The organism is Plantactinospora sp. CNZ321 (assembly GCF_004217235.1).
The window spans coordinates 144,753-156,383 of sequence record NZ_SHKQ01000001.1; the positions used below are offsets into that span (position 1 = coordinate 144,753).

The following is an 11,631-nucleotide window of genomic DNA, read 5'->3' on the forward strand; positions in this document are numbered from 1 at the left end:
CGTAGCGGATCGCCGTACCCGGCGGGTCAGCGCCCGCCCCGCCGGGCGGCCCGGCGCTGCTGCTTCAGGGTGGCCCGGACCTCGCGCTCCTGTTCGGCGTGCCGCCGGGCGGAGGCGGCCTTGCGCACGCCGTACCCGAAAGCGGCCACCTTGACCAGCGGGTTCGCCGCGGCGGCCGAGACCACGGTGCTGAGGTTGGCGATGTTGGCCGTGACGTTCTGGGCGTGACCGGTCATCGTGTCGATCTTGGCGAGCTGGATGTTCACCCCGTCCAGCGAGGTGTGCACCTGCCCCAGCGCGGTGTTCACGTTCTCCACCGTGACATTCATGTTGGCGAGCAGCGGGGCCGTGCGGTCGTTGATGTCGTTGATCGCCTGGGTCGCCGCGTCCACCGTGTTGCCCAGCCGCCAGATGGGCCTGGCCAGCACCAACACCAGCATCAGGAACGCACCGGCCGCGACGAGCGCGGCGATCTGACCGATCTCTCCAGCGTCCACCCGTGTCCTCCTCCATGCACCGTCTCGGAAATCGCGCGGGGCGTCTCACCAGGACGCCCGGCGCCGTGTCACGACGCTTACCCGGAAAGCCCCTCGGAGTACCAACCCCGAACCCTACCGTCGGTGACGTTCGCCGGCCTCACGACGGGGTGGGTGTAACCGTCAGTCCGCCGAGCGGATCGTCGGTGAAGAGCGGATCCGGGTCCACTCCGGTGAGCGACGGATCGGTGGTCGGCTGCGGGCCGACCCGGTCGTCCGCGATCGCGTTGCGGACCTTGATCGACACGAGCGCACCTTCGCAGTTCACGCCCTCGGGCCCGGTGGTGGGCGGCGACTGGGCCACGCCCGGGACGGTGACCGCCGGGTCAGGGCAGGCCGGCTCCCGTACCCACATGTCGAGGGTCAACTCGTCCCGACGCCAGCAGGTGTAGTGCCCCTCGACCGGCTGTTCGGGGCAGAGCGCCACCTTCCACGGGCGCCATCCCTCACGGGTCAGCGCGGCCTCGTACACCTGCGCCGTCTCCTCCCACTTCCGGTCCGACTCCACGGTCCGCTCCCGAAAACGGCACTCGATGAAGCACCACCGGCTGCCGCTGACCCCGTCGACGGTGTCGGTGGCGGCCCAGGCCGGCACCGCCAGCGCGTCGAGGGAGTTGAACACCGGATCACGGGTCGCGGCCCGGACCCCGAAGTACGTCGGCAGCGCGCCGAGCACCAGCAGGCTGGCCAGCAGCAGGGCGATCGTCTTCAGTCGACGCTGCTCGCGGAGTTGCCGCCGCAGCTCCGCCCGGGCACCCCGGGCCGGTTCAGCCGACACTTCCGCCGGGGCGGTCCGGTCCGCTCCGCCGTCGGGGCGGGGACCGCCGACCGGCGGTACGGCGGCGGAACGCGCGGCGTCCGGCCGGGGCGGGCCGTCGGGGCGGCCGACGCCGGCCGGCCGTACCTGCGCACGGGGCGGGGCCTCGGGCCGGACCGGCGGGTCGGGCCGGACCCTCTCGTCCCGGGGTGGACCGTCCGGCCGCCCCGGAGCGGGCCGGATCGTGGCCGCCCGGCCTGCCTCGGCCTGGTTGGCTGGGGTGATCCGCCCGGCTTCCCTGCGGTCGGCCGGTGCGGGACGGGCGGGCGAACCCGCACCATCCCTGGTCGGCCCGGCCGGCGAGCCGGGCGCGGGTCCCGGGTGGACCGGCGTGACCGGTCCACGGGCCGATGCCCGAGCGGGGCTGCCGGGCGCGATCGGCCGGTCGTGTGGGGTGGACGGGGCCGCAGCGGCAGAACCGGGCCGGCCCGGCCCCGATTCCGGCGGGCCGCTCCGGTCGGCCGGCTCGACGGCGTACCTGCCGCCAGGTGCAGCACGCCGGCGCGCCGGTTCGACGCCGGACCGGCCGAGCCCGGCGGCCCGGGACGACGACCCCGGCTCGCCAGCCGGTTCGACCGGACGCGGGACACCGGCACGCGGCGCGGTTCGGGGGCCGCCCGGCGCTGGCGCAACGCCGGCTCCGGACGGGCCTCCGGTGGCCGGAAGATCACCATGTGGCCCGGCTCCGGCCGGTGGTGCGACCGCACCGTGCCGCCCCGGTACGACCGGTGGCAGCCCACCGTGCCGCCCACCGCTGCCCGTACCGTCACCGCCGTGGGGCGGACCGGACGGACCCGCGCCCGGGCGGCCCCGGCCGATCCGACCGCCGTCCCGGGAGTCCTCGCTCGATGGTGCCCCGTGCCGGCCCGGGCCCGGGTGCCCGCCGTCGAAGCCGTCCGGCCCGGACGGCACCCGGTTGGCCGACCTGCCCGGCCCGCCCGCCGAACCGGGACCGCCTGCCGGACCAGGACCACCTGCCGAACCGGGACCGGTTCCCGAGCCATGACCGGTCACCGAACCCGGTCGGGCGGACGGACCCGGTCCGCCGGCCGACCGGCTGGCCGGGTCCGGCGCCGACGAGCCGCCCGGGACCGGCGGAAATCCGGGCGCCCCGGCGTCGGACGTCGGCGCCGGTGGACCGTACCCGGCGGCCGGGGTGACCGGACGGGCACTGCCACGGCCGGCCTTGCGGATCCAGTCCGCCGGCCGTTCCGGATGGTCGGACGGGCGGGGCTCCCGCTCACCGGCGGCGTGTGCACCGCCCGGTGCCGGCCGTACCCCCGGGCCGGGCGGACCGCTGACCGCGGCGTGCGCACCCCCGCCGCCGCCCGAGTGCGGCCCACCGCCCGGCGAGTGCGCGCCGGGGCCTGCGGAGTGCGCGCCACCGGAGGTGTGCGTTCCGGTCGGGGCGTAGCCGCCGGCAGCCGGCTGCGTACCGGTGCCGGCGGCGTGGGCCCCGGCGGGCGGCGGGGCGGCACCGGGCCGGCGCGCGCCGAGAACCGGACCGCCCCGTCCCGGCCCGTCCGGGTCACGCTCGGGCACGCCAGGACGTTTCGGTACGGCCGGACCGGGTGGTACCGCTGGCGCGTTGCCGGAGGCCGGTACGACGAATTCGCCGCCGGTGGTCGGCGCGGCCGGAGCCCCGAACCGCCCGGCGGGTCCGGCCGGGCTGCCCGGACCGGCGATGTCAACGGGAGCGGCGCCGGCCGACCGGCCGGGCCGACCGTCGTCGGGTTCGCTGGGCGGGACCGCCCGGCGTCCCGGGGGCGGCTCCTCACCCCGGACACCCGCTGCCCGGCGCCCCACACCCGGTTCGACCGGGGCGGCGCCGTGCCGGGGGTGGTGCCCGGCGGGCGGTACCGGCTCACCCGGCCACGGCGTGGCACCGGGCCGCACCGTCGGCTCGCCCCGGTCGCCCGCCGGGCGGCGCTCCGTCGGTGGCCCGGGCCAGTCCGTCGGGTGGCCCGGCTCGGCCGGGCGACCCGGCCGACCGAGCGGTGGCGCCGGCACGACCGGCGGCACCGCGGGCGGCGGCGTCGACGGTGGCCGCGGTGGCGGGGGGCCGGAGCCCCGGGCGGGCTGAACCGGCTCCGGGGACTCCGGCGCCCGCCTGGGCGGTACCGCCGCTCCCGGCTCCGGCTCGCCGCCTCGACGTCGACCGGGCGCGGCCGTCGGACCCACCGGCGAACCGGGAGACGTCACCGAGCCGGTGTCGTCCGGTCCGGCCTCCGGCAGTCGCTCGTAGGCGGCGGGAAGCCGGGCCGGCGGGTCGGCCGTCGTGGTGCCGTCGGCCGGACCGATGTCGACCTTCTGCTCCTTGGCGGTACGCAGGTCGGTGATCCAGCCGAGCTCCTCGCCGCTGACCTCCGGCTCCACGGGCGGAGCCTCCTCCGACCTGCCCCGGCCCCAGCGGCGTCCCTTGCCCCGTGGTTCCCGCCGCTCGTCGTGGCCGTCGTCGCCCCGGTCCGAACCGCGCGATCTCACTGATGTTCCTCCCCCTCGGGCGTCCCGCCGCCGCGTGCTGTCACCTTGCCGTTCAGGCCATCCTCCGGCACCCCTCCGGCCACGGCATCCCCCGGCTCCTTGGCCGGCGTGGCGTCGTCGGCCGGCCGTGGTGTGGGCTGCCCCCGGACGATCCGGCGCAGCACCGGCAGCCGGGTGCCGACGGCGCGCTCCGCGCCATGCCCGCTCGGCCGGTAGTAGTCCACCCCGACCAGGTCGTCCGGGGCGTACTGCTGGGTGACCACCCCCCGATGGTCGTCGTGCGGATAACGGTAACCGGTGCCGTGCCCCAGTCCACGAGCCCCGGGATAGTGCGCGTCGCGCAATGCCCGGGGCACCGAACCGCCCCGACCGGCCCGTACGTCACCGATCGCCGCGCCGATCGCCGCGGTCGCCGAGTTGGACTTCGGAGCGGTGGCCATGTGGATCACCGCCTGGGCCAGGTTGAGTTGCGCCTCGGGCAGGCCGACGTACTCCACGGCATGCGCCGTGGCGGTGGCCACGCTCAGTGCGGTGGGATCGGCCATCCCGACGTCCTCGCTCGCGAAGATCACGATCCGTCGGGCGATGAACCGGGCGTCCTCGCCGGCCACCAGCATCCGGGCCAGCCAGTGCAGCGCGGCGTCCACGTCGGAACCCCGCATGCTCTTGATGAACGCGCTCACCACGTCGTAGTGGGCGTCGCCGTCCCGGTCGTAGCGCACCGCCGCCACGTCGACCGCCTGCTCGGCGGTGGCCAGGTCGATCACCTTCTCGCCCAGCGCCGTGGCCGAGCCGGCCGCCGCCTCCAGCGCGGTGAGCGCCTTGCGTACGTCTCCACCGGCGAGCCGGACCAGGTGGTCCTCGGCGTCGGGTGCGAGGGTGAGCGCGCCGGCCAGTCCGCGCTCGTCGGCGACGGCGCGACGGAGCAGTCCGCGCACCGCGTCGTCGTCCAGCGCTTGCAGGGTGAGCAGTACGCACCGGGACAGCAGCGGCGAGATGACCGAGAAGTACGGGTTCTCCGTGGTGGCCGCCAAGAGGGTGACCGTACGGTCCTCGACCGCGGCCAGCAGGGAGTCCTGCTGGGTCTTGCTGAACCGGTGCACCTCGTCGATGAAGAGCACCGTCGGGGGCCCGCCGGACCGCCGTTCGCGACGGGCGGCCTCGATCACCGCGCGGACGTCCTTGACTCCGGCGGAGAGCGCCGACATCGCCACGAAACGGCGCTCGGTGGCGCGCGCCACCAGATGGGCGATGGTGGTCTTGCCGCTGCCCGGCGGCCCCCACAGGATCACCGACATCGGTGACGTACCCGTGACCAGCTGTCGCAGCGGGGCACCGGGCGCCAGCAGGTGGTCCTGCCCGACCAGCTCGTCCAGGCTGGCCGGACGCATCCGGACCGGCAACGGCGAGTCGGCGGAGGGTACGGTGAAGCCGTCGGCGGCGGCCCCGGCCGGCGCGGTGCGCCCGGCGGCGGGATCGACGAGTGGGAACAGGCCGTCGGACTCCATCACGAAGACAGTACCGGCCCGGTTTCCGGTGCCGGAAATGCACCGATAACCGGGCCGGTCGTGGTTCCGACGAATATCAGCCCCGACCAGGCCGCCGACCCCGGTACCAACGTCCGCCACCGCCGCCACCCGCGGTGCGCGGGCCACGGCCCACCCCGGCGAGGTACAGGGCGAGGCAGAGCAGCCCGATCAGCACGAGGGTGGAGAAGTTGAACAGGTCGGGCGCGCCCAGGTCCTCCTCGAACAGGTCCAGCAGCAGCGCAAAGGCGAAAACTCCGGCGGCGATGTAGGCGAGCATGTGTTCCTCCCGGCGGGGGTCCCAGTAGGTCGGCCAGGATGTACCCGACGACGGCCCGGGCCAATCCACCGGGACCGCCGGGCTGCACCGACCAGGTAAGCCCGGCGGGACCTCGGTGCCGGTCGGCTACCCGGTCGGCGCCAACTCGGCGGGCGGCACCGCGCGACGGGTCGCCCACCAGGCGGGCAGGTAGAGCGGGGCGGCGACGGCCAGCACGATCCCGCCGACCACCATCGCGGTGCTCACCGAGGTCGCCGCGGCCAGCGAGGTGAGCAGGACACCGCCGAGCGCGCCGGCCGGCTGGGCCACCATCGAGTTCAGCGAGATGACGCTGTTCCGGTACGGGCCGTCGACCTGGCGGTGCAGCAGTCCGGAGTGCAGCGGGTTGGACGCGCCGTGCACGGCGTAGCAGAGCAGGTAGGCGGCGATGATCCCGGCCGGCCCGGCCAGCAGCCCCATCCCGACGACAGTGGCCCCCTGGAGGATCCGGAGCAGCGCGGCGCTGATCGGCACCCCCAGCCACCGGCTCGCGTACACGATCAGCGCCGCACCGCCCGCCGAGGCGAGCCAGGCCACCGAGGCGGTCGGTCCGAGCAGGGCCGCCGCCCGGTCCGGGTCGCCGAGCACCTCGGCGAGCCGGAGCGGCAGCAACACCTCGAAGGTGACCATCCCGAAGCCCCAGAACAGCTCCACCGCGATCAGCGCGAGCACGATCCGGGAGCGGCGGACCAGCCCGAGTGCGCCGCCGATCACCCGCGGCACCGCCCGGAGCGAGGTGCGCAGCGCGGCGACACCGGCGGCTGGGCGCACCTCCGCCATGAGCAGGAGCAGGGCGGCCAGGCCGACGACCTCCAGGACGATCGACACCAGCACCGGCAGGCTGAGCGCGCTGACCGTGCCGACCGGACCGAGCGCGACGAGGCCGCCGCTGAGCAGCGCGCCCGCGCCGATGCCGACACCGAGCACGACTCCGCCGGCGCTGAGTCCGCGCTCGATCGGCGCGTCCGGATCGGCGACCAGGGCGGCGTCGACGTACCAGGATTCGAGCGGGCCGCTGTCCAGGGCCCGGAAGATCCCCTGGAGTACGAAGGCCAGGAGGAACAGTCCGAAGGAGTCTGCCGTCAGCAGGAGCAGCAGTGATCCGAGGTTGACCAGCCCGGCCACCACCAGCAGGGGTTTGCGGCCCAGCGCGTCGGCGAGCCCGGCGGTCGGCAGTTCCAGCGCGAGCACCAGCAGTCCCTGGGCCGCGGCGACGAACCCGAGCTGGGGAAGGCTGAGCCCGCGTTCCAACAGCAGCAGCATGAGCACGGGGATCAGCAGCCCGGAGGGCAGCCAGCGCAGCCCGTGCAGGATCAGGTAACGTCGCCGGACCTGCCTGCCGGTAAGGGTGGTCACGACCGTTCTCCCCTCTCGTCGACTCCCCCGGCCAGGGGAATCCGCCCGCGTACCGGAAAGCTGTGCAGGTAGAGCAGGACCTGCTCGGTGCCGTCCTCCGGCTCGGCCGGGTCCGTGCCGTCGACCGCCGGTACGGCGTGCCGGTAGCGGTCCACCACCGTGTGCAGCTCCTCGTTGAGCTGCCGCAACTGTGCCGGGGTCAGCCGGAGCAGCACGTCGGAGAAGGTCGCCGCGTCATGCCACTCGACCGGGTAGTCGTGCTGCTCGGTCACCCAGCGCTCGGTCAGGTCGGCGTGCAGCCGTACCGCGTGCCGGTGCAGCCAGTCGGACGCGGCCAGCGCGTCCGGGTCGCCGGCGAAGTCGCTCCGGCGCCAACTGCTGAACTGGTGCATGGCCCGCCACCAGCGCTGCCGTCCGGACGCCCGGTCCGGCTCCTCCACCACCAGGCCGGCGTCGGCGAGCTGCCGCAGGTGATAGCTGGTGGCGCCGGTGTTGGTGCCGAGCGCCTGGGCCAGCCGGGTCGCGGTGGCCGGGCCGTCCGAGCGGAGCGCGATCAGCAGTCGGGCGCGCAGCGGGTGGGCCAGCACGCGGATCTGCGCGCTGTCCAGCGCCACCACCGAGGCCGGCGGTTCGGCGGGGGGCGAGGCATCAGGTTCCATAGATGCACAATAACTGTGCACAGATTCTGTGCACAATAGTTGTGCACAGAATCTATGCACGATCTTGAGACCTCTGCGCAGAGGTGGTCCGAAAGCGCGGGGATCTCAGGGGGTGGTCCGGCGACCGGGAGAGGTCAGCGCTGACAGACGTACCGGCCGGGTCCGTGGACCCGGCCGGTACGTCGTCGCTGGCACCGCCCCCGCCGTCCGCCGGGAGGGCATGTCGCCTCCGGTCAGCCGCCCGGGAACGAGTCCGGGTCGACCTCGCTGGTCTGTGCGTTGCCACCCGCGACCGGAGTCAACGTGATCGTCCAGATCGTGTACTGGGAGGAGGTGGTGGTGAACTTGAAGGTGTCCTCGAACCGTTGGAAGTTGCAGCTCCGGCTGAACCCCTTGGCCCGGGCGTCCCAGTCCTTGCCACCGGTCATGTAGATCCGGTACGTGCCGTCCTTGATCGACGAGACGGTGTGCTTGCCCTTGGCCCGGACGTAGACGCTGACCGTCGGGGTCTTGGCGCTGCCCAGCACCAGGTTGATGACCGCGTCGCTGCTGCCACCGTTTTCGATCTTGAGCTTCCCCTGGCCGCTGCGCACCCGCTTGATGTATGCGCCGTTGCTCAACCGCCGGTTGGTGTCGGAGGTCTTCTTCGGCACGAACTTGCCGACCTCGAACGGCTGTGCCGGGTCCGCCGCCGCCAGCGCCTGCTGCGCCGTGCGTACGTCCTCGGCGGCCGGATCCCGGCTGACCCGGGCCAACGCCGACGAGCCGAGGCAGACCTCGCCGGCCCCGGCGGCCGAGCCGGTCTCGGTGATCGAGTCGACCATGCCCTCCAACCCGCGCAGCAGGTCGGCGTGCGCCGTCGCGGCGTTCTCCGGCGGCACGACGGCGGAGAGCGTGGTGATCTGCTGGTCGAGTGCCCGCCCGATGGCGCCGGCGGCGGTGCCGATCGCCTTGGGGCTCTTGGCCGCGCCGAGCTGGGTGAAGCCCGGCGTCAACGCCTTGTCGACCTCGGCCAGTAGCGCCTGGTACTCCTGTGCGCTGACCGGCGCGGCGCTCGGCGAGGGCTCCCCGCCCTGGCCGGCGGCGGTCCGGTCCGAGGGCGAGCCCCCGTCGTCACGGTTGCCGGCCCAGATCAGCAGCGGCACCGCCAGCGCGACCAGCAGGACCACCGCGACGGCGCCGCCGACGATGGCGATGATCTTGCCGCGTCCGGACTTGGCGGGCGGCGGCGGAAACGCACCGAACTGCGGCGGTCCACCGAACTGCGGCGGTCCACCGAACTGCGGCCCGGGCGGGTTGGCCCCGAAGGGCGCGGTCGGCGGACCCGACACCGGCGGCGGCGCCCCGAACGGCGGAGCCGACATCGGCGGCTGCGCCCCGAACGGGGTGGTCGGCGGACCGGACACCGGCGGGGTGCCGTAGGGAGCGGTCGGCGCGGCCGGAGGGCCCGCGCCGAACGGCGTGGTGGGCGGGGCGGAGACCGGCGGTGACCCGAACGGGGTGGTCGGCGGGGCCGACGTCACCGGACCGGGCATGCCGGAGGGTGCCGTTCCGAAGCTCGCGGGGACCGCACCGCCTCCGCCCGGCACGATCCGGACCTGGACGTACGCGTCCCGGGGCGGTCCACCGGGCACGGTCGCCGGGCCGATGCCGGGCAGCCGCAGCATGCTGCCGTCGCTGAGCCCGGCCGGAATCCGCAAGGGGGTGCTCTGGCCCGACCAGGGCAGGACGACGGTCTTGACGACCTCGGACCCCACCTCGCTCGGGTCCAAGTCGATGATCAGATCAGGGTTGGGCGCCATGGACCGAGTATGAGCATCCGAAGCAAGTCGATTGCCCCCACCCCCGGTCGTCGGCGGATCGCCGCGCGACCCCCGCCGAGCGGGTCGCCCGGGAGCAGCGGCCCGGCGAACCATGGCAGGCGATACCGCCGGGACGCCTTACGGCGTTCCGGCGGCATCGGCTCGGATCCTCAGGAGGGCTCGACCGGGGCTGCCACCCCGGCGGTGCCGCCGTGCGACGGTGCCGCCGGCTTCGGCTTGGCATCGATGCCCGCCTCGGCCCGCTGCTGGGCCGTGATCGGGGTTGGGGCGCTGGTCAGCGGATCGAACCCACCCCGGGTCTTCGGGAAGGCGATCACCTCGCGGATCGAATCGGCCCCGGAGAGCAGCATGCAGACCCGGTCCCAGCCGAACGCGATCCCGCCGTGCGGCGGCGGCCCGTACTTGAACGCCTCCAACAGGAAGCCGAACTTGTCCGCCGCGTCCTCCGGGCTGATGCCGAGCAGGTCGAAAACCCGGCGCTGTACGTCGGCCCGGTGGATACGGATCGATCCACCACCGATCTCGTTGCCGTTGCAGACGATGTCGTACGCGTACGCCAGCGCCCGGTCCGGTGCCTCCTCGAACCGGTCCACCCAGTCGGCGTTCGGCGAGGTGAACGGATGGTGCACGGCGGTCCAACCGCCCGCACCGCCACCGTCGGAGTCCGAGGCCGGCTCGAACATCGGCGCGTCGACCACCCAGCAGAACGCCCAGGCGCTCTCGTCGACCAGTCCGGCCCGCCTGGCGATCTCGGCCCGGGCCGCACCCAGCAACTCCTGCGCCTCCCGCCGCTGCGCGCTGGCGGCGAAGAAGACCGCGTCGCCCGGCTTCGCCCCGACCGCGTCGGCCAGCCCGGCCAGGTGCTCGGCCGACAGGTTCTTCGCCACCGGCCCTCGGGCCTCGCCGGACTCGGCGTCCAGCACCACGTACGCCAGGCCACGGGCGCCGCGCGCCTTCGCCCAGTCCTGCCAGCCGTCCAGCTCCTTGCGGCTCTGCCCGGCACCACCCGGCATCACCACCGCGCCGACGTAGCCACCGGCGTCGATCGCCCCGGCGAAGACCCGGAAGGCGGTCCCCCGCAGGTAGTCGGTCAGCTCGGTCAGCTCGACCCCGTAGCGCAGGTCGGGCTTGTCGGAGCCGTACCGGTCCATGGCGTCGTGCCAGGTGATCCGGGGAATCGGCCGGCTGATCTCGTGCCCGGCCAGCTCCCGCCAGAGCGTGGCGACGATCTCCTCGCCGAGGTCGATCACGTCGTCCTGGGTGACGAACGACATCTCGATGTCGAGCTGGGTGAACTCCGGCTGCCGGTCGGCCCGGAAGTCCTCGTCCCGGTAGCAGCGGGCGATCTGGTAGTAGCGCTCCATCCCGCCGACCATCAGCAGCTGCTTGAACAGCTGTGGGGACTGCGGCAGGGCATACCAGGTGCCGGGCTGGAGGCGTACCGGCACCAGGAAGTCGCGGGCGCCCTCCGGCGTCGACCGGGTCAGGGTCGGCGTCTCGATCTCCAGGAAGTCGCGGGCGTGCAGCACGCCCCGGGCGAGCTGGTTGGCCGCCGAGCGCAGCCGCATCGCCCGGGCCGGGCCGCTGCGTCGCAGGTCCAGGTAGCGGTACTTGAGGCGTACGTCGTCGCCGGCCTCCACCTGGTCGTCCACCGGCAGCGGCAGCGGCGCCGCCTCGGAGAGGATCTCCAGCTGGTTGACCGTCACCTCGATCTCCCCGGTGGCCAGCTCGGGGTTGTCGTTGCCCTCGGGGCGGCGGGTCACCTCGCCGGTCACCCGCACACAGAACTCGTTGCGCAGCGCGTGCGCCGACTCCATCCCCTCCCGGAAGACCACCTGCACGACGCCGGAGGCGTCCCGCAGGTCGACGAAGATGACCCCGCCGTGGTCCCGCCGGCGGGCGACCCAGCCGGCGAGGGTCACCGTGCGGCCGGCGTCGCTCGCGCGCAGGGTGCCGGCGTCATGGGTACGGATCACGACAGGTGTCTCCTCACGTCTGTCCGGGCGGTCCGGGCTGCTGCCCCGACATTCTGTCAGGACGGCCCGGACCGCCCGGCGCCCCTCCCGGTCAGCCGGCTGGTCGGCCAGCGGCGTGCCGGAGGCCGGCTGGTC

The 11,631-nt window shown here is 74.5% G+C and carries 8 protein-coding genes; all 8 read right to left on the reverse strand.

Annotated features, from left to right (window positions below):
- Positions 1-26: 26 nt before the first annotated feature.
- Positions 27-497, reverse strand: a complete 471-nt coding sequence (locus EV371_RS00635; protein WP_130460316.1) for a DUF948 domain-containing protein — start codon at positions 495-497, stop codon at positions 27-29.
- Positions 498-636: 139 nt separating this feature from the next.
- Entirely contained in the window at positions 637-1,314 is a 678-nt protein-coding gene (locus tag EV371_RS00640) for a hypothetical protein (protein ID WP_130465548.1), read from the reverse strand.
- Between the two features lie 2,519 nt (positions 1,315-3,833).
- Positions 3,834-5,345, reverse strand: coding sequence for a replication-associated recombination protein A (locus EV371_RS00645; RefSeq protein ID WP_130460317.1), 1,512 nt, complete (start codon positions 5,343-5,345; stop codon positions 3,834-3,836).
- Positions 5,346-5,421: 76 nt separating this feature from the next.
- Entirely contained in the window at positions 5,422-5,643 is a 222-nt protein-coding gene (locus tag EV371_RS00650) for a hypothetical protein (protein WP_107262832.1), read from the reverse strand.
- A 126-nt stretch (positions 5,644-5,769) separates the two neighbouring features.
- Positions 5,770-7,038 carry an MFS transporter gene (locus EV371_RS00655; RefSeq protein ID WP_130460318.1) on the reverse strand — a complete coding sequence of 423 codons (1,269 nt, stop codon included), beginning with the start codon at positions 7,036-7,038 and terminating at the stop codon, positions 5,770-5,772.
- Positions 7,035-7,697 carry a winged helix-turn-helix domain-containing protein gene (locus EV371_RS00660; RefSeq protein ID WP_130460319.1) on the reverse strand — a complete coding sequence of 221 codons (663 nt, stop codon included), beginning with the start codon at positions 7,695-7,697 and terminating at the stop codon, positions 7,035-7,037. Before EV371_RS00660 ends, EV371_RS00655 begins: the two co-directional genes overlap by 4 nt.
- A gap of 233 nt (positions 7,698-7,930) precedes the next feature.
- Positions 7,931-9,499 carry a hypothetical protein gene (locus tag EV371_RS00665; protein WP_130460320.1) on the reverse strand — a complete coding sequence of 523 codons (1,569 nt, stop codon included), beginning with the start codon at positions 9,497-9,499 and terminating at the stop codon, positions 7,931-7,933.
- A gap of 170 nt (positions 9,500-9,669) precedes the next feature.
- The gene (aspS, locus tag EV371_RS00670; protein WP_130460321.1) at positions 9,670-11,496 is read right to left on the reverse strand and encodes an aspartate--tRNA ligase; all 1,827 of its coding nucleotides are present in this window, start codon (positions 11,494-11,496) and stop codon (positions 9,670-9,672) included.
- Positions 11,497-11,631 lie beyond the last annotated feature (135 nt).